Consider the following 26,854-nt stretch of genomic DNA (forward strand, 5'->3'; position numbering starts at 1 on the left):
AATCTGATATGATTATTTTATCATATTTTTATATAACAAAAAAGAGTTACCACTTAAGTAACTCTTTGTAAACTATTCTTTTCTATAAACTGAAAATATTTTTGATTTTGTTCCGCTAGCATTTTCAATTTGCATATTATATCTAGTATATTTCTCTCCATTTTTGTCCTTAACTTTTTTGTGAGAAACAACTACCATTTTTTTATCTTTTACATCTTTATTGGCATTATCGACATATTCTTTAATAGTCTTTTCTTTTTCTAATATTACAGATTCTTTTTTTAGAATTTCTTCGTCCACTTCAACCTTAAAATGATTATAAAGAAGTATTGAAACTAAAAACAAAAATAGTATTAATACCAACTTAAAAGGTTTATTTTTCATAATTTGTCTCCTTTAAATTTTTTTATCTTTACAATATTATTTTCCTACATATTTTTCTTCATATAGAAAAATTCTTGATTTTTTCCCATCAAAAGAAACTTCTATTTCATAACGATTATAAAATTTATCATCTTGATGTATAAATTCAGTTTTAATTACTTTCAATTTTTCTCCGGTTTTATTTTCTCTATACTTTAAATATCTATCTATTCCAAATTTTGAAAGAGCATCATCAACTTTTATATCAAATTTTTTATTCTCAACTTTTGTAATTTTAAATCTATTATCTTTGACGACTATTTCGTAACCATCTAATAATTTTGCACCTTTATAATTTTTATATAAATGGTAAATTGTTTTTCCGTCAACATCCTCTTTATCTTCTAAATATGAATTGATATCAAAACTTCTATAATTTTCCCTTATTTGTTTATAAACATCAGAAATATTTGTAAAATCACCCTCAAGACTATAAAAATCTTTTTTTCCATATTTTTCAAACAACTTATTTAAAGATTCTTCTTTTAAATACCTTCCTCCAACAGAATAATTAATTAACCTAAATCCACTAAAACTAAAATAATAATCATAGCATTCATAAGCATTTACATAATAACTATCTGTATAAATTTCTACTCTAGATAAGCATTTATAAGGTGCAAAATAAATTCTTTCACTTTTATTAGAAAAATCAGTTATCAGGTCAATAATTTCTTTCTTTTCTTCAATAGTATCTACCTTATATACAATTCCATCAACTTCAAATACTAACTTTTTACCATATAAAAATTCTTGTTTAAATATATATACATTATACATAAAAAATACAGCTAATATCAGCTTAAAAATTAAATATATTAATATAATCTTAATAATTTTTTTAAAAGTATTATGATATAATCTATTTTCTAAACTAAAATCTAAACTTAAATTATTCTTTTTCATAAATATCAATTCCCATCTTTGAATTATTTATTATATGTTCTGTAGAATACAAAGTATAAAATTTCTACACTCTATATTGGTAATGTATAATATCATTATATAACATAAAAAAATCAAAGTCAAATTACAGACTTTGATTTTTAATCTTATTAATCCAATTCAAATTTTCCTGTATATAATTGATAGTATCTTCCTTGTTTTTCAATCAACTCATCGTGAGTTCCCATTTCTAAAATTTCTCCATTATCCAGAACAATTATTCTATCAGAGTTTGAAATTGTAGAAAGTCTATGAGCAATTATAAATACAGTTCTACCTTCCATTAAGACATACATAGCTTTTTGAACAACATTTTCTGTTTTTGTATCTATTGAAGAAGTAGCTTCATCTAAAATAAGAACAGGTTTATTTTCAAGTAATGCTCTTGAAATTCCAAGCAACTGTCTTTGACCTTGAGATAAATTTTCTCCACCACTTCTTAATACTGTATCATATTGTTCTGGAAGTTTTATTATAAATTCGTGAGCCCCTGTTTTTTTACAAGCCTCGATACATTCTTCTCTTGTAGCTTCTAAATGTCCGTATCTAAGATTTTCTAAAACTGTTCCAGTAAATAGATTTGTTTCTTGTAAAACAACACCTACATTTTTTCTAAGGTCAGCTTTTTTTATTGAATTTACATTTATTCCGTCAAATAAAATTTCTCCACTATTTACATCATAAAATCTGTTTATAAGGTTGGCAATTGTAGTTTTACCACTTCCAGTTGCTCCTACAAGTGCAATCTTTTCTCCTTGTTTTGCAGTAATATTTATATTTTTTAAAACTGTTTTTTCCTTATTATATCCAAAAACAATATTTTTTATATCAATGTTTCCTAGAACTTCTACTTTTTCTCCATTTTCTTTTACAAAAACAGATTTTTTCTCTTCTTTTTCTATTTCAACTTTACCCTCATCTACTTCAGGCTCTTGGTCAATTAGAGCAAAAACTCTTTCAACACCCGCTAAACCCATAATGATTGAATTTAATTGCATTGAAACTTGGTTGATATTTCCTGAAAATTGCTTTGTCATATTTAAAAATGGAACTACTATACTTATACTAATTGCCATACCTGAAAGACTTAAATTATATACATTAAAGTATATTAAAAGTCCTCCTACAATAGCAACAACAACATATAGAATATTTCCTATATTATTTAAAATAGGTCCAAGTATATTAGCATAAGAGTTTGCTTTTTGAGAATCATCAAATAACTTATCATTAACTTTATTAAATTTTTTCATTGACTCATCTTCATAATTAAAAACTTTTACAACTTTTTGTCCATAAATCATTTCTTCTAAATAACCTTCAGTTTTACCCAATGATTTTTGTTGCTCAATGAAGTATTTTCTTGAATGTTTACCAACATATTTTGTTACAAAATACATGGCAACAACACCTAGTAGAACGGTAAGTGTCATCCAAAAACTAAAATATAACATTATACCAAAAACTGTTATAACAACAACTAATGATGCTAAGACATTTGGTAAACTTTGTGAAATCATCTGTCTTAAAGCGTCAACATCATTTGTATAATAACTCATTATATCGCCATGCCCTTCAGTATCAAAATACTTTAAAGGAAGAGTTTGCATTTTTACAAACATCTTTTTTCTCATATGATAAAGAGTTCCTTGTGTTATAGTAGCCATTGCAAGATTATATACAGCTGTTAGTATCAAAGAAAGTATATCTACTCCAATTAATATCAAGATTAAAGTAATCATTTCTTTTGAAAAAACAGACCATGAAACTGAAGGATCTCTAGCTTCAAGTAAACTTACAATTTTTTGAATAAATAAACTTGGAATTGAGCTAACCCCGGCAGTAAAAACAATACCAACTAAAACTAATGGAAACAGTACAGGATAAGCTGTAAATACTTCTTTTATTACTCTGAATAAAATTGATTTTTTACTATTTTTCATCTACAACTCCTCCTTGTGTTAAATATAAATCACGATATAATCCCTCTTGTCTTACTAGAGTTTCATGATTTCCACTAGCTACTACTTCGCCCTTTTCGATTACCAAAATTATATCTGCATTTTGAACGGATAGTATTCTTTGAGCAATTATAATTTTTGTAGTTTCAGGCATATAAGTTTTTAACCCTCTTCTTATCAATTCATCTGTTTTTGTATCAACAGCTGAAGTGGAGTCGTCAAAAATTAAAATTTTTGGTTTCTTAAGTAATGCTCTTGCAATACAAAGTCTTTGTTTTTGACCACCTGATAGATTTGCTCCACCTTGTTCAATATACTCATCGTAGCCATTAGGCATTTTATTTAAAATTTCAGTTGCTTGAGCAATATTACAAACTAAATCAAGATCTTCATCAGTTGCATTTTTGTTTCCCCATTTTAAATTTTCTCGAATTGTTCCGGAGAATAAAGTATTTTTTTGAAGAACCATACCTACTTCTTCTCTTAATAATTCAATGTCAATATTTTCGATATTAATATTGTCTATTAAAATTTCTCCAGAATTTATATTGTAAAGTCTTGGAATTAATTGAACTAATGTACTCTTTCCAGAACCGGTAGCTCCTATTATTCCAACTGTACTTCCAGAAGGAATTTTAAATGAAACATCATTAATTACATTTTCTTTTGCGTCCTCTGAATATCTAAAAACGACATTTTTAAATTCAATTTCTCCACTATTTAATACTTTATGCAATGACTTTTCGTCTGTTATAGTTGATTCTGTATTTACAACTTCTGATATTCTCTTTGAAGATTCCATTGCCATTGTTAACATAACAAGAACCATTGAAAACATCATTAGACTGCTCAAAATCATAAAACTGTAAGTCATAAGTGCAGATATCTGTCCAACATTAAAACTTGGATTAACTCCAGCTACTATAACATAGGAACCTAAAAACAAAATCAAAACAGTATCTACATACAAACAAAATTGCATTAAAGGCGCATACAATGATATTATTTTTTCTGCAAAAGTAAAATTATCTTTTACTTCAGTTGCAACTTTATCAAATTTCTTAATTTCAAAATCTTCACGAACTAGTGATTTTACAAGTCTTATTGCCTTAATATTTTCTTGAATAGTATTGTTCATATCATCATATTTATAAAATATTTGTTTGAAAATTTTCATCGCTTTTATAATAATAAATGCAAGGCCAATTAAAAGTATTGGAACAACTATAACAAAAATAAATGCAAGTTTTCCACCCATAATAAATGACATAACAAAAGAGAAAACAAACATAAATGGACTTCTGATTGCCATTCTTATTGTCATCATATATGCATTTTGAACATTTGTAACATCAGTTGTAAGTCTTGTAAGCAATGACGAATTAGAAAAAGAATCTATATTTTCAAAAGAAAATCCTTGAACTTTTTCAAAAATATCTTTTCTTAAATTTCTAGCGAAACCTGCAGATGCAACTGCACTTTTTTTACCTGCCAAAATTCCAAAAGCTAAAGATAACATTGCCATTACTACAAGAATTAAACCCTGTTTAAACAAATCTTCAATTGGAATATTTGATCTTATTCCATTTACCAAATTTGCAAGAATAAAAGGAATTATACATTCCATAATAACCTCAAAGATAATATAAACAACAGACATAATCGAGTCTTTTTTATATTCTCTTATACTCTTACTCAATGTTTTTACCATAAACTTCCTCCGTATAATATGTACCAATGAAAAAAACTTAAATATAAAAATACTTAAGTTTTGTAAATTTTTGAATTAAAAATCTTATTTTAGGTATATACCCAACTAAAGTGAGATTTTAAACATTTAAACTAATTTTTTGTTTTCTATTCTAATTATTCTATCTGCAAGCCTATTTGCTTGTTTTTCATTATGTGTTGAAATTATTATAGTGTATTTTTTTGAAAGTTCTTTTATAAGAGATTCAATTATTATAGAATTTTTTTCATCCAAAGAAGAACAAGGTTCATCAAAAATCAAAACTTCAGGACAAGTTGTAAGCATCCTAGCAATGCAAAGTCTTTGTCTTTGTCCACCTGATAATTTTGAAGGAGAAAGACTTAAATTATCTTTTACTTCATCATATAAATTTACACTTTCCAATAAATTTTTAACTTTTTCTTTTTTGTTTTTAACTTTTCCCTCATAAAATTCCATTGCATAGGTAATATTTTTTTCTATGGAAAAATCAAAAGGTTTAGAGTCTTGAAAAAGTGTAGAGATTTTTCTTTTTAATTCAATTGGTTTAATGTTTTTAATATTCTCCCCTCTAAAGAATACATCTCCCGTATAACTTCCACCATTTTCTATTAAAAATCCGTTCAAACAAAAAAGTAATGTAGATTTTCCCGAGCCTGAACTTCCCATTATACAGATTATTTCATTTTCCTTTATTTCTAAACTGACATCTTCTAAAATACTTTTTTCTTCGTAGAAAATACTAAGATTTTTTATTTCTAATATATTCAACAATCCTACCTCCGATATTTCTCATTATTATTTCAGATAATAAATTTAATATTATTAAAAGTCCAATCAAAACCATTACCGTTGCATATGCCTTTTCAGTTGCGACTGATTGACTAAGTAACATATGCAAATGGAATGGTAAAGCCATAATAGGATTAAATAATCCGCTCGGTTTTGCCATAAATACTACTCCGGTCAAAAGTAAAGGTGCAGTTGCCCCTATGGCATAACTTCCAGCTAAAATTGAAATTGAAACTATTTTATTGGAAATAGTAGGTAAAATTAACTTCCTACACATATAAATTTTATCAATTCCCAAAGCATAACTGTCTCTTATGCTTTGTCTGTCAAATTCTTCGATTAATTTTTCAACATTTAACTCTACAAAAGGAAAAACCATTAGTGAAAGAGCAATGCTTGCTGTAAATAAACTTTTTGGAATATTTAAAGTTACTATAAAAAATCCATAGACAAAAAGTCCAATTATAATTGACGGAATTGATGAAATACATTGAATAAGAAAACTTAAAAGCATTTTAATGATTTTTGATTTACAAAATATTTTATTATAAATTGCAAAGCAAATACCTAAAACTGTTGAAAAAAACATAGATAATATCATAAGTAAAAATGAGCCTATTATCGCATTTCTTATTCCACCATCCACTCCAAGTGGCATTCCTTTAGGATTTTCTGTTAAAAATTTTAAATTAATTCCTGAAATTCCATTAAAAAATACAAAAGAAAATATCAAAAAAATTGCAGTCATAACTATAAAAATAGATATACAAGCAAAAAGTTTAATTAAATTATCCTTAAATCTTATCATAATTTCTACTCTTTCTGTTAATAATAAATAATAAAATATTAATGATTAAAACTAAAATCAAAAGTATAAATCCACTCGCAAAAAGTGCAAAATAATGTTCACTATAAACTTCACTCATACCTATTTCAAGTGCAATAAGTGAAGGAATTGTCTGTGCTTTTGACAATAATTTTGGAAAAATCGGTGCATTTCCTATAACCATCATTACAGCCATTGTTTCTCCTATTGCTCTCGAAAATGAAATCATAAAGCCTGTTAAAATTGAAAAATGTAATTTCTTTAAAACTACTTTTCTAATAAAATACTCTTTACTTATTCCCAAAGCATCAGAATCTCTTTGATATTTTTTCTTAATAAGTTCAATTGTTTCAATAAGATTAGAAACAAAATAAGGTAAAATCATTATTGATAAGATAATACTACCTGCAAGAACACTTTCTCCAGCAGAAATCTTAAATATTCTTTCTATATTTTTTACAATTATAATCATTCCAAAAAAACCATAAATTATTGACGGAATACCTGCCAAAATGTTTATAAGCCATATAAGTATAACTCTTGACTTTTTTGTATAAAAGGATATAAATATTGCTGTTCCAATAGCTATAGGAAGTGAAATAATACAAGCTAGAATAGATATAAATACACTTGCTAATAGTATATTAAAGATTCCGAAACTTCCTGAAACTTCCGTTGCATCCCAAACTCTTCCAAAAATAAATTTTAGAAAATTATTTTTAAGAAAAAATGGTAATGACTGATTATACAAAAAGACTATTAGAGTCAACAAAAGTAAGATTGTAAATAATGTAAAAATATATACTGTATATTTAAAAACTTTATTTTTCATAATAACTCCAAAAAAGAGGAATACTAAAAGTATTCCTCAGTATTTTCTTTATATTATTTGCTAGGAATGAATCCCATACTTTTTATAACTTTCTTTCCTTCTTCTGATTGAAGTAAATCTACAAATACTTTTTCAGTTGCTGTTAATTTTCCACTCTTCATAATGATTAAAGGTCTTGAAATATAGTAACTTTTATTTAAAATATTTTCTTCAGTAGGTTCAACATTATCAACTTTCATAGGAATTAACTTTCCTTTATTTTGATTAGTTATACCATAAGAAGCATATCCAATAGCATTTTTATTTTCAATAATCTTTGAGACTAATGCACCCATTGAAGGAGCTTGAATAGCATCTTCTCTAACCTTAACATCTTTCATTATTTTCTTTTGGAAAACTTCATGAGCTCCACCACCTAAATCACGAGTTACAACTACAATTTCTTCATCAGGTAAAGATGGATCAACTTGTTTCCAAGTTTTATATTCTCCGGAGAAAATCTTTATGATTTCTTCTTTAGTTAAATTTCCATTTTTAGCTTTTAAAATATTATTGTCAGGATTAACACAAATACAAAGAGCATCAAGACCTAAAGTATAAGATTCTAAATCCTTAATCTTTTCTTTTTCTGAATCCTTAATATCACGAGCAAGCATTCCAAAATTTGCCACTTTATCAAGAACAGCTTTAACTCCTGCACCTGAACCGCCTGAAGAAACAAAAATAGTTATGTTTTCTTTTGGTAAAGAAGAATCAACCTTATCCCAAGTTGTATATTTTTCAATAAAATCTGTAGCAATCTTATTGATTACAGGAGCTAAAGTTGAAGATCCACTAAAACTAATTTGAGCATTTACAGTATCAGACTTAGTTTCAGTCTTATTTGTTTCCTCTTTCTTTTCAGTATTTTGTTTTTGTCCTGAACAAGCAGTAAATAAAACACAAACCGCTAAAAGAACAGTCAATTTTTTAAAATATTTTTTCATAATATCCTCCTAAAATAAATACCTGCATATATTTTACAACAAAGAAAATATAATGTAAAATAGAATTTATTAATGGATATTTAATATTCATAAGGATTTCTTATTCCATTTTTGATTGTAAAAAAAATGATTTTTCCTAATCCACTCCGTCAAATAATGGACTTCTTTCTATTTTTACTGTCCCTAAATTATCCTTTGAATATCTAGATTTTGTATATTTTTCCCAATCTCCTACTACTTTTTCATACAACAATTTATCCCCTGTTTCTTTTAAGTCTTTTATGGATATATTATTTTTTTCTAGATATTCTTTTATCTTTGAGATTTCTTCAATTCTTGCTTCTGGCATTTTTTTTGTATTATCAAAAAAATCAACATTTTCTACCATTTTCTTGCTTTCTATATCATATTTGTAATGTATAGAAAATGTTATTTTCTTTTCAAGTATCTTATTATAAAAGCTTATATCTATTTTTTTTTATCATAAATAAATTTAAATCCTATATCCCATTCTCCCAATTTTTTTGTTTTATAATTCTCTTCATATCTTTCATATACAGTATTATTCCTATCACTCAATTCTTTGACAGAAGGATTAACCATAAAATCATTCCTATTCCATTGTTGTATTCCGGGTATGTTTCTAAAGGGTGTATTAGCACCTCTATTATATACCTTTTTCTCTCCATAATACATTTCATCAAAGATATTTTTTTCTTTTGGATTTTTTTCTTTAAATATTACAAATATTAAAGCTAATGATACAAGTATTATACCTACTATTATTAATGTTATTTTTGCCTTGCTTTTCATTTCTTTTCTCCTGTTTCTATATACTCTATATAATTATAATAAAGTCAAACAGTTTTTTCTTATTTTCATTTCTTTTTCCTAATCCACTCCGTCAAATAATGGACTTCTTTCTATTTTTACATTCCCTAAATTGTCTTTTGAAAATCTTGACTTTGTATATTTCTCCCAATCTCCTATTACTTTTTCATACAGCAATTCATCTATTGTTTCTTTTAAGTCTTTTATGGATATATTATTTTTTTGTAGATATTCTTTTATCTTTGGTATCTCATCAATTTCAGCTTCCGGCTTATTTTTTGTCTTATCAAAAAAACGAATTCTTTCTTTCATTATTTTCGTATCTACTTTATATGAAATAAATATTCCTATTCCTATTTTCTTCTCCTTATCTTCGTTAATAAAACTTATATATACTTCTCTTTCTCCTTCTGCATATTCAAATACAAAACGGATTGTCCATTCTCCTAATTTTTTTGTTTTATATTTTTTTTCATATCTTTCATATACTGTTGTATCTTCTCTAATTGTTGTATTTTTCATATCATTTCTATTCCATTGATGTATTCCCGGTATGTCCCAAAATGGAGTTTCTTCAAATCTACTATATACTTTCTTTTCTCCATAATACATTTCATCAAATATATTATTTTCATTCAGATTTATTAGATTTATTATCTTGTACACTACTATTACTAATACCATTGATACTAAAACTATTAATGCTGTCTTTACTGTATTCTTCACTTTTTATCTCCCACTTTTTCATACTCTATATATTCATTATTTTCATTTTTTAAGTTCATTATAAAGTTATATCCTACTGGATTTACCTCCTTTAACTCCTCATTAGTAAATCTGTAATATCCTGGATTTTCTAATACTATATTTTGAATTTCACTTTCAATATATTTAAATCCTACTATTTCCTTAAACATTTTTGCTCTATTTATTGTTCCTTCTCGTATTCCTTTATAGTATTCATTATACACTTCAATAGGATCTCTACTTCTATCTTTGTTGCATAGATGTAAAATATTTACTGCATCTAAATCTGCTTTATAATCATCACAATTCATTGATGGTTTTTTCACTACCTGACTTGTAACATCTCCTCTCCATCCTGCCAATTCATTTGTTAATTTGTGTGAATCTAATGAACTATACATTAATCCTACTATATTTGCTGGTCTAAAATAGTTATTATACAGATTTGTAGCCATTGTTATTGATTGATGAGTACAATCTCCAGTCCCATAATATGCTTCTTTATCTCTATCCCATTTCTCTATAAAGTCTTTTATAGTCAAATGTTCTCCATATACTCTCTTATATTCAGCATACTCTTTCCAGAACTTTTCTTTAATTTTATTATCATCACTATTAAGTATTTCATTTGCTTTTAGATGCTTTTCACCAGAAAATCTATGTTGATTATCCAATTCATACATCAACTGTGAGTATTCTTTTTTTGTTAATCCTAGTTGTCTGTATATACCTTCTAACTTATTTTTAAGGTTTAAATCCTTTACTTTATTTAACTGTGTTGTTAATAGCTCTTCCTTATAAAAATATTCCATCAAATCTCCTGCTGTTCCATCCCACTTAAATCCGTTATAATGTTTTGCCCCTATAATTCTGTTAAATATATAAAATCTTTCTTCTTTACTTAAATGTGCAAATTTTTTATCTATTGCTCTTTTTACCTTTAGTATTAAATTTGCTGTTCTTTCGTCAAAGCCAAAATCTTTCATTAAAACTTCTTTATATTCCTTCTCTTCTCTAGTCTCTATTTTTCTTGCTTCATTTAGTTCGTTTAGTATATTTAGTTTTTTTAGCCATTCTTCTCCCTTTAACTCTTTTATATCAAATTCTCCTGACATTTGATTATAACAGCTTGTGTTTTTTATTGCTCTTAAGCCTGATTTTATTGCTCTACTTAGCTCTTCTATTTCTCTTGTTAGGTTTTCTGTGCTTCGATTAAATATTCTTAATTTTTGTAGTAATTCTTCATAGTATCTTCTCATATCTCTATATACATTGGAACTTACTAGAAGATGATTTTTATATTCATATTCTCCTTGCCCAATTTCATTTGGTAAAAGTACAATGTCATTTGATAAAAGTCTTTCCAGTCTTCTTTCTTGTGCTTTATACTCTGCTATTATTAATTCTAATTCTTCTTCATTTAAACTACTACTATGCACTTCTCTTACATATCTTTCCGGTAATTCTTTTGCCACTTTTGTTGTTAATTCTGATAATAGTTTTCCTCCCTTTACTATTGGCATTAATATTTCTTCAAAATATTCTCTCATTGCATCATAGGCTTGTCCTTTTAATTCCCCTGTTGTATAGCCTATCTTTGTTATTGCTCTTATTAAACCCTCATATCCTTCTATTTTATTTTTCATTTCTTTTTCTATACTTTCTGCTTGTCTCCTTGAATCTTCCAAGTTCATATTTATTCCCATTTCCTATCTTTCTCCTTTTTACTTCTTTTCATTTTCCATTTTATTATTTATATATCTTAAACTTGTTTGTAAATTTTCCTCTTCATCTAATATCATAGTATTAATACATTTTGTCTCTTCTTCCAAAACTTCATAAAAACCTTGAATTTTTATGTCTACTTTTCCATAGTTTATATTTCTTTTTATTTCTTTTTCTTTTCTTATATATTCTTCATATTCCATTTTAAAATTATTAATTTTTCTTAACCTATCTTTTATAAATTCCTTTTTCTTTTCTAATTCTTTCATTTTTAATACTCCTGACTCTTTTTTATGTATAATTTTTTATAAGCATTATATTTATCTTTTTAAAAATTTTTCTCCTATTTCATTATCTGCTTTTTTTAATATTGATTCAACTACTGAAACTTTTTTTAATGAAATTTCAAAGAATCCTTTTATTTCTGAAGTAATAGATATTCCTTCACTTATAGATTGTTTTATTTTTCGATTTGCTATAACTGTTGTACTAAAATCTAAACTTATACCTACTAGATTTCTTAGTGATTTTAGTTCTGCTTCTATTTCTTTAATCATATCTTCGACTATTATGCTATTGCTTTGTATCATTTTCATTCACCTCATTTAACATATATTACAATTATAAACCATTAATTAGATTAATTCAATTTTATTCATAATAGAAGTAATTAAAGATATTTTTAAAATAATTTAGCTAATTTCTCCTTTAAAAAATTCCAAAACTTTGCCTAAATTTTCAAAAATGTAATCGGCTTTTGTTTGATCTTGTCCAAAGAATTTATCTTTTATTGCTATTACTTTTATATTTGCATTTTTACCAGCTTCTATTCCCATTGTTGAGTCCTCTATTACAAAAGCATCTTCCTTAGAAACCTTTAAAACCTCACATGCCTTTAAATAAACATCCGGATCGGGTTTACTTTTTTCAACTTCATCTGAGCTTACTATAAAGTCAAAGTATTCTAAAATCTCACATTCTTTTAGTGCTTTTTCAATTATCTTTTTAGGACTTGATGAGCAAACTGCAATTTTTATTTTATGTTCTTTTAAAAATATTAAAATTTCTTTTACAAAAGGATTTAAAATTGCCTTGTAGTCAATTGGATTTTCTAAAAAATATTTTCTGTTTTCTTCTTCTATCTCTGAAATTGTATATTTTTTATTTAGCATTTCATAAAGCAAATTATATGTTCCTTCCATATTAGTACCGATTAGTCTAAAAGTGTCTTCAAGTTTTCCATTAAACCCCTTTTTAGAAATCCAATCGTAAGTTCCCTTCATATAAAACATTTCTGAGTCTATAAGTACACCATCCATATCAAAAAATACAGCCTTCATAACTCCTCCTAACAAATATCTACAAAAAAACTGTCCATTATGTCAAAGCCTTTTTTTGTAAAATATATTCTACCATCTTTAATTTCTACTACATTGTTTTCTAATCCTCTTTCAACAACTTTTTTATTCTCTTCTAAAAAGTCAGACTCAAAAAGTCTATTATAATCTGAAATCAAAAAACCATCTTTTAAACGCATATTCATTATTATATATTCAAATTTTTTTGTTGATATATCCAATTTTTCTCTAAAATCTACAGGAATATTTCCTTTTTGTAACTCTTTTATATATTTTGCGAAATCAACTGTATTGGAAAATCTTTCATCCTTCAAATATGAATGTGCAGAAATCCCAAGTCCTAAATATTCCTTACAATTCCAATATTTTTTGTTGTGTACAGATTCTTTTCCAATTTTAGAAAAATTTGAAACTTCATATTGTTTAAGTCCTATTTTTTCTAATTTTTCCACAATTAAATGATACATTTTTCGTTCTGTCTCTTCATCTAAAAAATTCAATTTTCCCGCATTTTGTAGTGCTTTAAATTTCGTCTTTTCTTCAATAATCAAAGCATAATACGAGATATGTTCGGGATTTATTTTTTTTACCATTTCCAAGTCATATAAAATATCTTCAATAGTTTGACTTTGATAGCCAAAAATTAAATCTAAATTTATATCAAAGCCAATTTTTTTTACCAATTCAATGCTCTCCAAGGCTTCTTTTGAATTGTGATTTCTTCCAAGTTCTTTTAAAATTTTATCATTAAAACTTTGAACTCCTATTGATACTCTGTTTATTTTTGCTTTTTTATAGTATTCTAATTTTTTTTTATCAAAAGTTTTCGGATTTGTTTCAATGGATATTTCAATATTATCCAGAACTATAAAATTCTCTCTTACTTTTTCTAAAATTTTAAAAATATATTCTCCGTCAATAAAGCTTGGAGTTCCACCTCCAATAAAAATAGAATCAATTAAAAAGTCTTTATTTCCTTTTAACTCTATTTCCTTATTCAGAGCCTCAACATATTCTTCAATTTTAGAATTTGCACCTTGAAATGCAGTAAAGTCGCAATAATTACATATTTTATCACAAAAAGGAATGTGAATATATAATCCTAATTTTTTCATTTTTTCTCCTATTAAGCAAAAAGCCTATCATACAATAGGCTTTTAATCTATTTTTCATCATATTTTAATACAGCTAAGAAGGCTTGTTGTGGTACTTCTACGCTGCCAATTTGTTGCATTTTCTTCTTACCTTCTTTTTGTTTTTCAAGCAATTTTCTCTTTCTTGAAATATCTCCACCATAACATTTTGCAAGTACGTCTTTTCTCAAAGCTCTTACAGTTTCTCTGGCGATTACTTTAGAACCTATTGAAGCTTGAATAGGTACTGCAAATTGATGTCTAGGAATTTCATCTTTAAGTCTTTCAACTATATTTCTCGCTCTTTCGTAAGATTTTTCACGATGAACTATTATTGAAAAGGCATCAACTAAATCTCCATTAATTAAAATATCCAATTTAGCTAAATCTGAACGTTGATATCCTTTTAATTCGTAATCAAGTGAGGCATATCCCTTAGTTTTTGATTTTAATGCATCAAAAAAGTCATAAATAACTTCATTCAATGGCAAAATATATCTTAGACTTACTCTATGTTGATCGAGATATTCCATATTTTCAAAAACACCTCTTTTATTTTGACATAAGTCCATAATGGTTCCAACATAGTCTTTTGGAGTCATAATATTTGCCTCAACAATCGGCTCTTCCATATATTCTATTTCAGTTTCTTTAGGTAAATTACTTGGGTTTTGAATTTCAAGGATTTCTCCTGTTTTTTTAGCAACTTTATAGATTACTGATGGAGCTGTTGTGATTATGTTCAAATCAAATTCTCTATCAAGTCTTTCTTGAATAATCTCCATATGCAAAAGTCCCAAAAATCCACATCTAAATCCGAAACCTAGTGCAACAGAGCTTTCAGGTTCAAAAGATAGAGATGCATCATTTACTTGAAGTTTTTCTAAAGCTTCTCTTACACTATTAAAATCTTCTCCTTCTGCCGGATAAATTCCACAATAAACCATAGGAATAACCTTTTTATATCCTGGTAATGCAGAGTCAGTCATATTTTCAAAATCTGTAATAGTATCCCCAACTCTTGCATCTTTTACATTCTTTATACTTGCAACTACATATCCTACATCACCTGCTTTTAGCTCTCCCGTTTGAACATTTCCTGATGCAGTATAACCAACTTCGGTTACTTCAAATTTTCCTTTAGTTGCCATCATATAAATTGTCATTCCCTCTCTTAAAGTTCCTTCAACTACACGAACATAGGAAACAACGCCTTTATATGAATCATAATATGAATCAAAAATAAGTGCTTTAAGTGGTGCATTTTCATCTCCAGTAGGAGCAGGAACATTATTTACAATATCTTCTAGTACATCTTCAATATTGAGTCCCTCTTTTGCAGAAACCAGAGGAATTCCATCCGTATCAAATCCTGTTATCTCTTCAATTTCTTCTTTTACTTCATCTATTCTCGCAGATGGTAAATCTATTTTATTTATAACCGGTAAAATTTCCAAATCTTGTTCTAGTGCTAAATATACATTTCCCAGAGTCTGAGCTTCAACACCTTGAGTTGCATCTACAACTAAAATAGCTCCTTCACAAGCAGCAAGACTTCTTGATACTTCATAAGTAAAATCTACATGCCCTGGCGTGTCAATAAGATTTAAAACATAAGTTTCTCCGTCTTTTGCTTTGTAGAAAAGTTTTACAGCTTTTAACTTTATAGTAATTCCTCTTTCTCTTTCAAGATCCATACTATCTAAAACCTGTTCTTCCATTTCTCTTTTAGTCATCATTCCTGTTTTTTCTATTAATCTGTCAGCAAGTGTAGATTTACCATGATCTATATGCGCAATTATAGAAAAATTTCTAATATTCTTCTGTTCTATTTTCATAAATTATTTTAGCCCTCCCAAATTATTAAAAGGATAATATCTAAATATAACCTTCCCAACAATATCAGATCTCGAAACGACTCCTAAATCTCTACTATCTCTACTATTTGATCTATTATCCCCCAAAACGAAAACATAACCCTTAGGTATTTCCCATTTTGTATTGTCATTATGTGGAGAAGTAACTTTTGTACTTACATAGTTCTCTTCCAGCATTTTTCCATTTAAGTAAATTCTATCATTAATTATTTCAACAGTATCACCTTCAACTGCAATAACTCTCTTTAAATAGTATTTTTTTGCATCAGGAACATAAAAGTCAATAATATCCCCACGAGTTATATTTTTCTTCATAAAAAACAATTTATTAACCATAAGTCTATCCCCATGATTTACAGTTGGATTCATACTTCTTCCATCAACAACTGTACTTGTAACAACAAATGTTTTTATTCCAAAACTTATCAAAAGTGCAATAATTACAACTTTTGCATAATCCCAAAAAATTTTTAAAAAATTTTTTTCATTTTTTTCTTCATTATATCTATCATCAATCATAATTTCCTCCAAATTCAGATACAATTATTTTAACATATTTATTAATGTCTATCCACTAAAAACTTGCAATACAAAACATAACCAAATCCACCTAAAAATATTACAAGAAACGGACTTAATTTAAAATAACTGACTAAAATTAAAACTATTAGGCTAATTAAATAATGGACAGCCTTTGACCTTGTCTTTTTCCCAAGTATTATAACTGCTGATGCTAAAACTGCGACTAAAGCAGGTTTCACCGCTACAAAAAATTTACTTACATAGTGGTTTGTACTCATGTCTTTAAAAAATATTGCTATTATAAGAATTGATATAAAAGCAGGAAAAATTGAGCAAAATAAGCAAACTAAAGCTCCTGCTAATCCCTTTATCTTATACCCTACGATAATGCTGATATTACAGCCCAAAACTCCTGGAACACTTTGTGCAATACCAAGTGCATCTAAGAACTCTTCTTGAGTCATATATTTCCGTTTTTCTACAATTTCTTTATTTATAACCGGAATCATAGCTGCTCCACCACCAACAGTCAGAGTGCTTATCCACAAAAATGTCTTAAATAATTGAAATAACATAATTGCCTCCTAAACAATCCACATTCCGATTAAGCCTGTTAAAAAAATTGCAATTATCGGATGTAATTTTCTATAAGTAGTTAGGTAAAATATTATTCCAAAAGTAATAATTGAATATATTGTATAAAAATCAGAATCAACAACAGCTACACAACTAGATGCAATTAATCCAAGTACAATTGGTCTAATTCCAACAAAAAAATTTTTTATATGTATATTATCTTTAAATTTTTTCATAAAAAAAACAATTAAAGTTATTAAAACAAAGCTTGGTAAAACAACTGCCATCGTTGTAAGTATAGAGCCTAAAACCCCATTACCAACTGTATATCCAACAAATGTTGCAAGATTTATAGCGATTGGCCCCGGCGTAACTTGAGAAATTGTAACAAAATTTATAAAGTCAGACATTCCAATCCAGGCATATTTATCTACAACCATAGATATAATCAGAGGAATCATTGCATATCCTCCGCCAAAATTATATGTTCCTATAAATAAAAACACTAAAAATAAGCTAATTAAACTCATTTCATCTCCTCTTAGCTATTATTATTCTATCAAAACCTGCAAAATCCTTTTTTTGAAGCAAAATCTCAAAACCTTTTTCAATCAATAAATTAGAAATAATTTCCATTTGATTATATCCAATTTCAAAAGCCAAAACTCCTTTATCGGATAAGAAATACAAAGAGTTATTAATTATTTCCCTATAAAAAAACACTCCGTCTTTCCCACCATATAAAGCATTTTGAGGCTCAAAAGATAATTCTTTTTCTAGAGTTTTCATTTCGGCTTCATCAATATAGGGAGGATTTGAGACTATAATATCAAAATTTTGCTCACTTACATTTAAAAAAATATCACTTTCAAAAAAAAACACATTTTGTAAATTTAATTTTTCCTTATTTCTTTTTGATAAAATTATAGCTTCTTTACTTATATCAATACCATAAATATAAGATTTTTCTAAATTTTTTGCCAGTGCAAGGCTTATAGCTCCACTTCCACAGCCTATATCTAAAATTTTATCCTTTTTACAGTCCAATTTTAAAATTTCATCAACCAAAATTTCAGTTTCAAATCTTGGAATTAAAGCTGATTCATCAACAAATAACTCCAAATCATAAAACTCCCATCTTCCAAAAATGTATTGTAATGGATAATTTTGTTTTCTTTTTTCAATTATTTCTAAAAATTCATTATATATAGAATCAACACAAAATCTTAAATCCATCTTTAATTCAAAAGTTTTTTTATCCGTTAAAAATTCTAAAATTAACCAATTTTCGTTATAATCTCCATGTTTTTCAATTAATTCCTTTATGTTCATAAAAAACTCCCATTCTAAGAAATTCTAGAATATAACTCATAAATAAAATTATAAAACTCATCTGAAACAGTTATTGTAAACGAATAATCATTATATTTTAAAGTAGCCGTCCTGTCTTCAGCAGATAAGGTAATACTCAAAGTATTATTATTACTTTCAAATGATATTGTTATATCTTCTGTTCCCATATTGAGTTTAGAATTAGAAATAAATTTATTAAAATCTAACTTTGAAATTACATCATCCATTAGTTTTTTTTCTTCAATTATATATTTTTTATCATTTTCAACTTTAGTAATAACAATTTTATTTAATTCCTGAGAAGAAAGATATTTTTTTTCAATTTTTAAAACATCATTATGATTTATATCTGTTACAATGTAGTATTTTTCTCTTTCTTTTCTAATTTTCCCTCTTTCCACACTTGATCTATAAAAAATTAATCCTAAACCTACAAATTCAATAATAAAAACTAAAATAATTACATTTTTAATATTTTTTTTCATAAAATACTCCCCCGACATTTAAGTCAAAAATAAATTAAAATCTTAATCAAAATCCACTATTATTTTATCATAATTTGAAAAAAAAATAAATTAAAATTGACAATAACTAGCTATCTCTTGTTACTTTTAGTAAATATATTTTATAAAATTATATTATTTCAAAAAAAAGAGATGAACTGATAATTCATCTCTTAAAATTCTCTTTGTAAATATTCCATAAATGATTTTATATCTTTAAAATCCTTGTATACTGCGGCAAAACGAACATAAGAAACCTCATCAAGCGATTTTAAATATTTCAAAACCAATTCCCCAATCTGAGTTGACTTAATTTCATTTTTGTAGTTTTGTCTAATATCTTTTTCAATGCTATCTATAACAGATTCAATCTCTTTATCTTGAATATTTCTTTTTTCACAGCATTTTTTTATGCCAGCAAAAACTTTATTTCTAGAAAAGATTTGTCTAGACCCATCTTTTTTTAATACAAAAATTACAAACTCTGGCATTTTCTCATAAGTTGTAAACTTATAATTACAAGCCTCACAAACTCTTCTTCTCTTAACATAAGTTTTATCATTCGAATTTCTTGAGTCTAAAACTCTTGTAGTTTCTGCTCCGCAATTAGGACATTTCATTATCTTAAGAAACTTGGAATATCTAATCCATCATCTTTTTTATCTGCTGAAGTCTTTTTTTCCATACCTGATGGTTTTCTAATTCCACCAGAAACTAGTGGATCAAATCCTGTTGCAATAACAGTAATTTTGATATCATCTCCAAGTGTTTCATCAATTCCTGTACCAAAGATAACATTAGCTTCTCCATCTATAGATTCTCTAATTAATTCTGCAGCTTCATGAGCTTCAAAAAGTCCAACATTAGCAGCAGTAACATTAAGAAGAACTGCTTTAGCTCCATCAATTGTAGTTTCAAGTAATGGACTGTTAACTGCCATTTTTGCGGCTTCAATAGCTCTATTTTCTCCACTTGCTCTACCGATACCCATATGAGCAACGCCTTGATCTTCCATTACAGACTTAACATCAGCAAAGTCTAAATTAATTATACTTGGAACAGCTATTAAATCTGAAATACCTTGAATACCGTTCATTAAAACTTCATCAGCCATAGCGAATGCTTCTAACATTGTTGTTCTCTTTTCAGAAATTTGAATTAATTTATCATTAGGAATAGTGATTAATGTATCAACTTTTTCTTTAAGAGCTTCAATACCTTGTTCAGCTTGAATAGCTCTTTTTTTCCCTTCAAAAGTAAATGGTTTTGTAACTACACCAACTGTTAAGATTCCCATTTCCTTAGCAATGCCCGCAACTACTGGAGCAGCACCTGTTCCCGTTCCACCACCCATTCCGGCAGTTATAAATACCATATCAGTTCCTTCAAGAGATTGTTTTATCTCGTCCTTACTTTCTTCTGCTGCTTTTTCTCCAATAGCTGGATTTGCACCAGCTCCAAGTCCTCTTGTTAATTTTTCTCCAATTTGAATTTTTGTTTCTATATCAATAGAATTCAAAATTTGTTTATCAGTATTTACTGCAACAAAGTCTACTCCTCTTAAACCAGATTCCTTCATTCTTGAGACAGCGTTGTTTCCACCACCACCTACACCAAATACTTTAATTTTAGCTAAACCATTTGTACATATTTCCATTTCAAATGCCATTTTTAATTTCCTCCTATATTCTTTTCTACTTATTTTTTTAGGTAACCATTGTTATTATACTAAATTTTTAAATAAAATTCCACTATTTTTTTACAATTATTGGATTTTCTCCAACATTTAATATAATTTCTTTTGCATTTATACCCTCAAGTTGAATTTTTTTAATTAAAATTCCAATAATTTGGGTCTTTTTAGCATAATCATTTAAATCCCCAAAAGTTACTTTTAAATCGTTTTTAAATTCTATTATTATTTCTTTATCATTTGTAAAGTCAATACTAATAATACTATGATAATATTCTTTTTCTAAAATATATTTTAAAAATTGAACTTTGGTATTATCTTTTGAAAATTCTTCTCCTACTTTTAAGTCTGATTCAGAAATTCCTTTTAATTGAACACCTGATGCTTTAGAATTATCAGCTCCAACTTCTTTAACCTTCCCATAATTGTCTATAGTAGTTAATCCACTAGCAGTATTTATATAAGAGCTAACATAATTTTCTTTTACTTCTATTTCAATTATATTAGGATAATTTTTTCTTACCTTCACATCTTCAATATTAGGAAGTTCTTTTAAGTTTTTCTTAATTTTACTTGAAGATGCTAAAAATATATTATCACCAACCTTGACTCCACTTTTAGAAACTATGAGTTCTTTATTATTTGCAACATTTCCAACTACATTTATGTAATCAACTTTGAATAAATCATGAGTAAGCCCAAAATAAACCATTAATGCTGCACATGCTAATAAAAATACCAGTATAAATTTAAAGAATATTCTTATACCGTTTCTTCTTTTCTTTTTATTTCCTTTTTTATCAATATAGTACTCATCATCGTCTTCGTCATATTCTGATTCATCATCAACTTCGTCATAATAATTCGCCTTTTGACTAACATTGATATAAGCAGGTTGTGTCATATTGACTTCATCGTCTAAACTTCCAAAGTCATCATCGTCTTCTAATTCATTCTCAGCTTCCTCATTTTTATAAAATAACGAATCGTAATTTTCTTCTTTTCCTGACTCTTCTGTATTAGATATCCCATATTGATTAAAAATTGAATCCTCTTCATCTCTAATTTCTTCATCTGATAATCCAATTTCAGAATCTTCATTTGAAATATAATCTTCCTCAGAGTCTAAACTTCCAAAATCATCATCGTCTTCGTCAAAATCGAATTGTTCATCTGAATCATCATTCAAAGTTTCATCATTAAAACTATGGTTTTCATTTTCTTCTGTATCCACAATTTCTTCAGGAATTTCTTGAATAACTTCATCTTCAATAATATCATCAGATGAAAAAATCTCATCATCCATTTCTTCAGAAACCGGATGTTCTTTTTCATAATTCAATTTTTCAAAATCTACGCTTTTGAAATCTTCAAAAAAAGACTCATCTAAAACATTATTATTAGCTTTTAATTTATCATATTCGTAAAATTCGTCGTTCATTGAACTGTCAGAATTGTTACTTTTTACAAATATTTTAGGCTTCTTTCCTTTTTTGTTATCATCAGACATATCTATCTCCCTTTAAATTTATCATAAAATATTGAAACAAAATCATTAACTGCATTTGGCATTGCCAACTTTTTAGCATTTTCTTTCATTTGCTCAAGTTTATTATCGTCAAAAATTATTTTTTCTATATTTTCCCACAATAAATCAGAATTTAATTCTTTTTCAAGTATAAGCTCAGCAGCACCAATATCCTTATATGCCCTTGCATTAAATTCTTGATGATTTTCTGTAGTATATGCTTTTGGAATTAAAATACTTGCCAAACCTATTTTTGATATTTCAGCTAATGTAATTGCTCCAGAACTTGTTATAACTAAATCTGAAACCCCATAAGCCTTATCCATCTCAATCATATAGGGCAAAATTTTTACATTCTTCCCTATTTTTATATTTTTGTTTTTTATTTCTTCTAAAAATTTATCATAATTGCTTTTTCCTGTTACATGAATTAAAGAAATTTGAGTATTTTCATAAAATTTATCTAAAATACCCAAAACAGCTTTATTAAGTTCTTCACTTCCATTACTTCCTCCAAAGGAAAAAATATTTTGGGAATTTTCATCAAGTTCAAAAAACTTTAAAGAGTCTTTTCTATCTAGATTTTGAAATCTGTTTCTAATAGGATTTCCTGTAACAACACATTTTTCATTATTTTTAAAAAATTTAATTGATTCTTTAAAAGTAACAGCCATAGAATCTACATATCTTGATAAAATTCTATTTGTGATTCCAGGATAACTATTTTGTTCGTGAAAAATTGTATAAATACCAAGTTTATGTGCTTTATATAAAACAGGTCCTGTTACAAAACCACCGGTTCCAATGACAACATCAGGCTTAAATTCTTTTAAGATTTTTTTCGCTTGTGATAATCCCTTAAACAAAACAAAAATCGATTTAAAAAACTTCCTATTAATTTTTCTTGGAAGCCCCATAACCTCAATAGATTTAAAATTTATATTTAAACTTGGAATTAACTCACTTTCCATACTATTTTTAGAACCTATATATAAAATTTCTACATTTTCATCTAGTCTTTTTAATTCTTCAATTATTGCAACAGCAGGATATATATGTCCTCCTGTACCTCCTCCTGATATTACAACTTTCATATTATCTCCCTTTAGTATCATGTCTAACAATTCCCAAAATAATTCCAATCATTATTGAAGTCATAACCAATGATGATCCACCATAACTCACAAAAGGTAAAGTTACTCCTGTTGGAGGAATTGACCCAGTAGCCGTTCCAATATTAACTAATGTTTGTAATCCAATTGAGAATGTTATACCAAGTATTACCATCTTTCCATATAAATTCTTAACATTTCTTGAAATCATTATTCCTAAATATGCTAAGTAAATGTATACTCCAATTAAAAATACAGATCCTACAAATCCAAATTCTTCTGCAATGGTTGCGAAAATAAAATCATTATGTGCTTCTGATAAAGTATATTTTTGCCTTCCATTACCAAGACCAACTCCCCAAAAAGAACCATTTGTAATAGCAAAAAGTGATTTTATCAGTTGCCATGATTTTGAATCTCTATACTTTAAAGGATTTATAAAGGCTTGAATTCTACTAGTTCTACTATATCCTGAATTTAATAAATATATTACCCCAAAACTTGCAATAGATATTCCAAGTCCAGAAAACATTATTGCCTTTTTATCCATCCCGGCTATTATATACATAGCTGTAATAGTTCCAATAATTATCAACGTATTTGAAAAATCAGGTTGAATCATAACAGAGAATGATGCTAAACCGACAATAACTAAATATTTAAAGAACACATTTTTAAAAGTAAACTTGTTCTTATACTTATCAATAATATAAGCCATTAACATTATAGATGAAATTTTCATAAAGTCAGAAGGCATAAATGTTAAAGGTCCTACTTTTATCCATCTTCTCGCATTATAAACATTAACTCCTATTGGAGAATACACTAAAAAACCCACCAAAAAAACTAATATAAAAATTATTTTGCTATATTTTTTTAGTTTTAAAATATTCACTTGTGAAAAAATAAATATAGATATAATAGATAAAGCTACAAATAATGCATGCTTTTTTATTATTTCTATTTCATTTCCCTTTAGTCTGTAGCTATAAGGCCAACTTGTACTAAATACCATTACACCTCCAAACAGAAGGAGAAATAGTACAACCATGACTAATTTTTTAGTGTATTTATCATATCTATTCATTACAACTCATTTACCAACTTTTTAAATAAATTTCCTCTTTCTTCATAACTTTTAAACATGTCCCAACTTGCAGATGCTGGTGAAAGTAAAATATTATCTCCACTTTCTGCAATTTCAAAACATTTTTTTACAACTTCATTATAATCTTCAACCATTATATTATTTTCGAATTCATTTTTCTTTGCTGTATCATAAAATTTATATTTTGTGTCTCCAACTAAAATTAGTGCCTTTACCTTGCCATTAAAACTTTCAAATAATGGATTAAAATCCACATTTTTATCATATCCACCTAAAATTAGTATAATAGGGTTTTCTAAAGCTTCTATGGCTTTTATAGTTGAATCCACATTTGTTCCTTTCGAGTCATTATAAAACTTTATCCCATTTAATTCTCTAACAAATTCAATTCTATGTTCAACGCCACCAAAATTTTTACATGCAAAAATTATGGTATCCATAATTATACCATAATTATAACAGATTGCCAAAGAAATTAAAACATTTTGAGCATTGTGCTCTCCTAAAATTTTTAAATCTTTCATAGAAAATAGCTTTTTATCATAATGATAAAAATTATTTTCACTTAAATAAAAATCTGCATTTTTATCTTTTAAAGAAATTTTTGTTACATTAGTATTCTCTACATCAATCTTACTTAAAATTTCATCATCAATATTTAAAATAAGATTCCCGTTTTTATCCATATTTTTAAATATTTTTAATTTATCGTCTATATAATTATCAAAACTTCCATGCCAATCAATATGATCAGGAGTTATATTTCCGATAGAAGCTATAAAAGGTTTAAAAGTTTCTACATTGTGCAGTTGAAAACTACTAACTTCTATGATATTTACAGTTTCATCATCTGAATTGAAAATTTCCCAAAGCATTCCAACTCCAATATTTCCAACTACTTTTGATTTTATATTTGCAGTTTTGAAAATCTCTCCAACTAAACTTGTCGTAGTAGTTTTTCCATTAGTTCCAGTTATAGCAATAATTTTCCTTTTTGGAAATAGAGTATAGGCTAATTCCAAATCCGTATAGATTGGAACTTTTTTATTATAAAAATATTCAATTATTTCATTAGTAGGTTTAATTCCTGGACTTTTAACTATAAAATCAAAATTATAATCTTTATAATTTTTTATAAATTGAAAATTATAATTTTTAAGCTTTTCAAAAACATTTTGTAATTCTGTTTTGTCTTTATCATCATAACAATACACATCAGCTTTTAAAGATCTAAGAGTTTTTATAGTTGAAATTCCAGATAATCCTAATCCAATAACTAAAATCTTCTTGTTTACAACTTCCATAAAATACTCCTATCTATATATTATAGTACAAATATACGGATATAATTGACAAGATTCCACTAATTACAGCAAAGGCTGTAACGATTTGAGGCTCTTTATACCCTTTTAATTCATAATGATGATGTATAGGACTCATCAAGAAAACTCTTTTTTTATTTCTGGTTTTATAACTAATAACTTGAATAATTACAGATAATACTTCCATAACATATATTCCACCAATAATAGGCAAGTAAAAAATCATTCCATTTAATATACATATTGTTGCTATTGCACCACCTAAAGCCATTGAGCCAGTATCTCCCATAAATACTCTAGCCGGATATGAGTTAAACATAACAAAACCCATTAAACTTGCCATAAATACTAAAGAGAAAACTCCAACACTTGGAAATCTTGACGCATTTATAATACCAAGACCTAAAAATACAGGTATTGAAACAGAGGATGAAAGTCCGTCCAATCCATCTGTTAAATTCGTTGCATTTGCAGTTCCAATCATTACAAAAATTAGTATAGGATATATAAACCAACTAAAATTAACTGCTCCTTTTACAAAAGGAATTAATTGATATCTTAAATCTGTTCCTACTACTTTTTCTATAAATAAAATTACAACTATACTGATTATAAATTGAATTATCAATTTTTGAATTTCAGTTAAACCCAAAGATCTTTTCATAACAAGTTTGAAAAAGTCATCTAAAAATCCAATTAAAGCAAAACCTAACATTCCAATTAATACTGCAAATACTTCTTTAGAAAAGTTTCCTAAACAAAATGTTGTAATAATTATTGCAATTACAAAGAATACCCCACCCATTGTTGGTGTTCCAGCTTTAGATAAATGACTTTGTGGCCCGTCATCTCTGATATTTTGTCCTAAGTTAAATTTTCTTAAATAAGGAATAGAATATTTTGCTATTATAATCGTTAGAAAAAAGCTAAATAAAATACTCCCTATTGTAAAATTTGATATTCTCATTTATT

General features: G+C 26.9%; 29 protein-coding genes. All 29 read right to left on the bottom strand.

The window, feature by feature from the left end:
* Positions 1-72: 72 nt before the first annotated feature.
* The 29 genes from VJI95_RS03035 to mraY all read right to left on the bottom strand — a co-directional run bounded on the left by VJI95_RS03035 (position 73) and on the right by mraY (position 26,849).
* Positions 73-384: a hypothetical protein gene (locus VJI95_RS03035; protein ID WP_324010204.1), complete on the bottom strand. Its 312-nt coding sequence runs from the start codon at positions 382-384 to the stop codon at positions 73-75.
* Between the two features lie 36 nt (positions 385-420).
* Positions 421-1,329: a hypothetical protein gene (locus VJI95_RS03040; RefSeq protein WP_324010205.1), complete on the bottom strand. Its 909-nt coding sequence runs from the start codon at positions 1,327-1,329 to the stop codon at positions 421-423.
* Positions 1,330-1,478: 149 nt separating this feature from the next.
* Positions 1,479-3,311 (bottom strand): ABC transporter ATP-binding protein, encoded by a 1,833-nt coding sequence (locus VJI95_RS03045; protein ID WP_324010206.1) that lies wholly within the window; start codon positions 3,309-3,311, stop codon positions 1,479-1,481.
* The gene (locus VJI95_RS03050) at positions 3,301-5,040 is read right to left on the bottom strand and encodes an ABC transporter ATP-binding protein (protein WP_324010207.1); all 1,740 of its coding nucleotides are present in this window, start codon (positions 5,038-5,040) and stop codon (positions 3,301-3,303) included. The genes VJI95_RS03045 and VJI95_RS03050 overlap by 11 nt, the downstream gene beginning before the upstream one ends.
* Before the next feature lie 126 nt (positions 5,041-5,166).
* Positions 5,167-5,832 carry a phosphate ABC transporter ATP-binding protein gene (locus VJI95_RS03055; protein WP_324010208.1) on the bottom strand — a complete coding sequence of 222 codons (666 nt, stop codon included), beginning with the start codon at positions 5,830-5,832 and terminating at the stop codon, positions 5,167-5,169.
* Complete coding sequence (locus VJI95_RS03060; protein ID WP_324010209.1) at positions 5,801-6,658, bottom strand: PstA family ABC transporter permease; 858 nt, start codon at positions 6,656-6,658, stop codon at positions 5,801-5,803. The genes VJI95_RS03055 and VJI95_RS03060 overlap by 32 nt, the downstream gene beginning before the upstream one ends.
* Complete coding sequence (gene pstC / locus VJI95_RS03065) at positions 6,645-7,508, bottom strand: phosphate ABC transporter permease subunit PstC (RefSeq protein WP_324010210.1); 864 nt, start codon at positions 7,506-7,508, stop codon at positions 6,645-6,647. The genes VJI95_RS03060 and pstC overlap by 14 nt, the downstream gene beginning before the upstream one ends.
* A 53-nt stretch (positions 7,509-7,561) precedes the next feature.
* Positions 7,562-8,494 carry a phosphate ABC transporter substrate-binding protein gene (locus VJI95_RS03070; RefSeq protein ID WP_324010211.1) on the bottom strand — a complete coding sequence of 311 codons (933 nt, stop codon included), beginning with the start codon at positions 8,492-8,494 and terminating at the stop codon, positions 7,562-7,564.
* 136 nt (positions 8,495-8,630) lie between these two features.
* Complete coding sequence (locus tag VJI95_RS03075; protein ID WP_324010546.1) at positions 8,631-8,966, bottom strand: TipC family immunity protein; 336 nt, start codon at positions 8,964-8,966, stop codon at positions 8,631-8,633.
* On the bottom strand, positions 8,963-9,307 hold the full coding sequence (locus tag VJI95_RS03080; RefSeq protein WP_324010212.1) for a TipC family immunity protein: 345 nt from the start codon (positions 9,305-9,307) through the stop codon (positions 8,963-8,965). Before VJI95_RS03080 ends, VJI95_RS03075 begins: the two co-directional genes overlap by 4 nt.
* A 78-nt stretch (positions 9,308-9,385) precedes the next feature.
* On the bottom strand, positions 9,386-10,051 hold the full coding sequence (locus tag VJI95_RS03085) for a TipC family immunity protein (protein ID WP_324010213.1): 666 nt from the start codon (positions 10,049-10,051) through the stop codon (positions 9,386-9,388).
* Positions 10,048-11,778: a hypothetical protein gene (locus tag VJI95_RS03090; RefSeq protein ID WP_324010214.1), complete on the bottom strand. Its 1,731-nt coding sequence runs from the start codon at positions 11,776-11,778 to the stop codon at positions 10,048-10,050. The genes VJI95_RS03085 and VJI95_RS03090 overlap by 4 nt, the downstream gene beginning before the upstream one ends.
* A gap of 18 nt (positions 11,779-11,796) precedes the next feature.
* The gene (locus VJI95_RS03095; protein ID WP_324010215.1) at positions 11,797-12,066 is read right to left on the bottom strand and encodes a hypothetical protein; all 270 of its coding nucleotides are present in this window, start codon (positions 12,064-12,066) and stop codon (positions 11,797-11,799) included.
* Between the two features lie 51 nt (positions 12,067-12,117).
* Positions 12,118-12,387 (bottom strand): hypothetical protein, encoded by a 270-nt coding sequence (locus tag VJI95_RS03100; RefSeq protein WP_324010216.1) that lies wholly within the window; start codon positions 12,385-12,387, stop codon positions 12,118-12,120.
* A gap of 102 nt (positions 12,388-12,489) precedes the next feature.
* Complete coding sequence (locus VJI95_RS03105) at positions 12,490-13,137, bottom strand: HAD family hydrolase (RefSeq protein ID WP_324010217.1); 648 nt, start codon at positions 13,135-13,137, stop codon at positions 12,490-12,492.
* An 8-nt stretch (positions 13,138-13,145) separates the two neighbouring features.
* Positions 13,146-14,270 (bottom strand): radical SAM family heme chaperone HemW, encoded by a 1,125-nt coding sequence (gene hemW / locus VJI95_RS03110; RefSeq protein ID WP_324010218.1) that lies wholly within the window; start codon positions 14,268-14,270, stop codon positions 13,146-13,148.
* Between the two features lie 47 nt (positions 14,271-14,317).
* On the bottom strand, positions 14,318-16,126 hold the full coding sequence (gene lepA, locus VJI95_RS03115; protein WP_323999806.1) for a translation elongation factor 4: 1,809 nt from the start codon (positions 16,124-16,126) through the stop codon (positions 14,318-14,320).
* Between the two features lie 3 nt (positions 16,127-16,129).
* A complete protein-coding gene (gene lepB / locus VJI95_RS03120) occupies positions 16,130-16,684 on the bottom strand; it encodes a signal peptidase I (RefSeq protein ID WP_323999807.1) in 555 nt (184 codons plus the stop codon).
* Positions 16,685-16,725: 41 nt separating this feature from the next.
* Complete coding sequence (locus VJI95_RS03125; protein WP_323999808.1) at positions 16,726-17,262, bottom strand: chromate transporter; 537 nt, start codon at positions 17,260-17,262, stop codon at positions 16,726-16,728.
* 9 nt (positions 17,263-17,271) lie between these two features.
* Complete coding sequence (locus tag VJI95_RS03130; protein ID WP_323999810.1) at positions 17,272-17,793, bottom strand: chromate transporter; 522 nt, start codon at positions 17,791-17,793, stop codon at positions 17,272-17,274.
* 1 nt (position 17,794) lies between these two features.
* Positions 17,795-18,595 (bottom strand): peptide chain release factor N(5)-glutamine methyltransferase, encoded by an 801-nt coding sequence (gene prmC / locus VJI95_RS03135; protein WP_324010219.1) that lies wholly within the window; start codon positions 18,593-18,595, stop codon positions 17,795-17,797.
* A 14-nt stretch (positions 18,596-18,609) separates the two neighbouring features.
* Positions 18,610-19,101: a hypothetical protein gene (locus tag VJI95_RS03140; RefSeq protein ID WP_323999813.1), complete on the bottom strand. Its 492-nt coding sequence runs from the start codon at positions 19,099-19,101 to the stop codon at positions 18,610-18,612.
* A gap of 191 nt (positions 19,102-19,292) precedes the next feature.
* Complete coding sequence (gene nrdR, locus VJI95_RS03145; protein WP_323999814.1) at positions 19,293-19,739, bottom strand: transcriptional regulator NrdR; 447 nt, start codon at positions 19,737-19,739, stop codon at positions 19,293-19,295.
* Complete coding sequence (ftsZ, locus tag VJI95_RS03150) at positions 19,739-20,788, bottom strand: cell division protein FtsZ (RefSeq protein ID WP_323999815.1); 1,050 nt, start codon at positions 20,786-20,788, stop codon at positions 19,739-19,741. The genes nrdR and ftsZ overlap by 1 nt, the downstream gene beginning before the upstream one ends.
* An 82-nt stretch (positions 20,789-20,870) precedes the next feature.
* Positions 20,871-22,322, bottom strand: a complete 1,452-nt coding sequence (locus VJI95_RS03155; RefSeq protein WP_324010220.1) for a cell division protein FtsQ/DivIB — start codon at positions 22,320-22,322, stop codon at positions 20,871-20,873.
* Positions 22,323-22,324: 2 nt separating this feature from the next.
* A complete protein-coding gene (murG, locus tag VJI95_RS03160) occupies positions 22,325-23,434 on the bottom strand; it encodes an undecaprenyldiphospho-muramoylpentapeptide beta-N-acetylglucosaminyltransferase (RefSeq protein WP_324010221.1) in 1,110 nt (369 codons plus the stop codon).
* Between the two features lies 1 nt (position 23,435).
* The gene (locus tag VJI95_RS03165; protein WP_324010222.1) at positions 23,436-24,467 is read right to left on the bottom strand and encodes an FtsW/RodA/SpoVE family cell cycle protein; all 1,032 of its coding nucleotides are present in this window, start codon (positions 24,465-24,467) and stop codon (positions 23,436-23,438) included.
* 71 nt (positions 24,468-24,538) lie between these two features.
* Positions 24,539-25,864 carry a UDP-N-acetylmuramoyl-L-alanine--D-glutamate ligase gene (murD, locus tag VJI95_RS03170; RefSeq protein WP_324010223.1) on the bottom strand — a complete coding sequence of 442 codons (1,326 nt, stop codon included), beginning with the start codon at positions 25,862-25,864 and terminating at the stop codon, positions 24,539-24,541.
* Between the two features lie 13 nt (positions 25,865-25,877).
* Positions 25,878-26,849, bottom strand: coding sequence for a phospho-N-acetylmuramoyl-pentapeptide-transferase (mraY, locus tag VJI95_RS03175; RefSeq protein ID WP_324010224.1), 972 nt, complete (start codon positions 26,847-26,849; stop codon positions 25,878-25,880).
* Positions 26,850-26,854 lie beyond the last annotated feature (5 nt).

It is taken from the genome of Parvimonas sp. C2 (assembly GCF_035282405.1).
GTDB lineage: Bacteria > Bacillota > Clostridia > Tissierellales > Peptoniphilaceae > Parvimonas.

Excerpts from the sequence above, each read along its gene's own strand:
- nrdR (WP_323999814.1), bottom strand. The coding sequence starts at position 19,739 with ATGAAATGTCCTAATTGCGGAGCAGAAACTACAAGAGTTTTAGACTCA.
- VJI95_RS03060 (WP_324010209.1), bottom strand. The coding sequence starts at position 6,658 with ATGATAAGATTTAAGGATAATTTAATTAAACTTTTTGCTTGTATATCT.
- VJI95_RS03095 (WP_324010215.1), bottom strand. The coding sequence starts at position 12,066 with ATGAAAGAATTAGAAAAGAAAAAGGAATTTATAAAAGATAGGTTAAGA.
- VJI95_RS03080 (WP_324010212.1), bottom strand. The coding sequence starts at position 9,307 with ATGAAAAGCAAGGCAAAAATAACATTAATAATAGTAGGTATAATACTT.
- prmC (WP_324010219.1), bottom strand. The coding sequence starts at position 18,595 with ATGAACATAAAGGAATTAATTGAAAAACATGGAGATTATAACGAAAAT.
- VJI95_RS03090 (WP_324010214.1), bottom strand. The coding sequence starts at position 11,778 with ATGGGAATAAATATGAACTTGGAAGATTCAAGGAGACAAGCAGAAAGT.
- VJI95_RS03040 (WP_324010205.1), bottom strand. The coding sequence starts at position 1,329 with ATGAAAAAGAATAATTTAAGTTTAGATTTTAGTTTAGAAAATAGATTA.
- ftsZ (WP_323999815.1), bottom strand. The coding sequence starts at position 20,788 with ATGGCATTTGAAATGGAAATATGTACAAATGGTTTAGCTAAAATTAAA.
- lepB (WP_323999807.1), bottom strand. The coding sequence starts at position 16,684 with ATGATTGATGATAGATATAATGAAGAAAAAAATGAAAAAAATTTTTTA.
- VJI95_RS03045 (WP_324010206.1), bottom strand. The coding sequence starts at position 3,311 with ATGAAAAATAGTAAAAAATCAATTTTATTCAGAGTAATAAAAGAAGTA.
- mraY (WP_324010224.1), bottom strand. The coding sequence starts at position 26,849 with ATGAGAATATCAAATTTTACAATAGGGAGTATTTTATTTAGCTTTTTT.
- VJI95_RS03155 (WP_324010220.1), bottom strand. The coding sequence starts at position 22,322 with ATGTCTGATGATAACAAAAAAGGAAAGAAGCCTAAAATATTTGTAAAA.
- VJI95_RS03105 (WP_324010217.1), bottom strand. The coding sequence starts at position 13,137 with ATGAAGGCTGTATTTTTTGATATGGATGGTGTACTTATAGACTCAGAA.
- hemW (WP_324010218.1), bottom strand. The coding sequence starts at position 14,270 with ATGAAAAAATTAGGATTATATATTCACATTCCTTTTTGTGATAAAATA.
- VJI95_RS03165 (WP_324010222.1), bottom strand. The coding sequence starts at position 24,467 with ATGGTATTTAGTACAAGTTGGCCTTATAGCTACAGACTAAAGGGAAAT.
- VJI95_RS03070 (WP_324010211.1), bottom strand. The coding sequence starts at position 8,494 with ATGAAAAAATATTTTAAAAAATTGACTGTTCTTTTAGCGGTTTGTGTT.
- VJI95_RS03100 (WP_324010216.1), bottom strand. The coding sequence starts at position 12,387 with ATGATACAAAGCAATAGCATAATAGTCGAAGATATGATTAAAGAAATA.
- lepA (WP_323999806.1), bottom strand. The coding sequence starts at position 16,126 with ATGAAAATAGAACAGAAGAATATTAGAAATTTTTCTATAATTGCGCAT.
- VJI95_RS03140 (WP_323999813.1), bottom strand. The coding sequence starts at position 19,101 with ATGAAAAAAAATATTAAAAATGTAATTATTTTAGTTTTTATTATTGAA.
- VJI95_RS03125 (WP_323999808.1), bottom strand. The coding sequence starts at position 17,262 with ATGTTATTTCAATTATTTAAGACATTTTTGTGGATAAGCACTCTGACT.
- VJI95_RS03035 (WP_324010204.1), bottom strand. The coding sequence starts at position 384 with ATGAAAAATAAACCTTTTAAGTTGGTATTAATACTATTTTTGTTTTTA.
- VJI95_RS03130 (WP_323999810.1), bottom strand. The coding sequence starts at position 17,793 with ATGAGTTTAATTAGCTTATTTTTAGTGTTTTTATTTATAGGAACATAT.
- murD (WP_324010223.1), bottom strand. The coding sequence starts at position 25,864 with ATGGAAGTTGTAAACAAGAAGATTTTAGTTATTGGATTAGGATTATCT.
- murG (WP_324010221.1), bottom strand. The coding sequence starts at position 23,434 with ATGAAAGTTGTAATATCAGGAGGAGGTACAGGAGGACATATATATCCT.
- VJI95_RS03050 (WP_324010207.1), bottom strand. The coding sequence starts at position 5,040 with ATGGTAAAAACATTGAGTAAGAGTATAAGAGAATATAAAAAAGACTCG.
- pstC (WP_324010210.1), bottom strand. The coding sequence starts at position 7,508 with ATGAAAAATAAAGTTTTTAAATATACAGTATATATTTTTACATTATTT.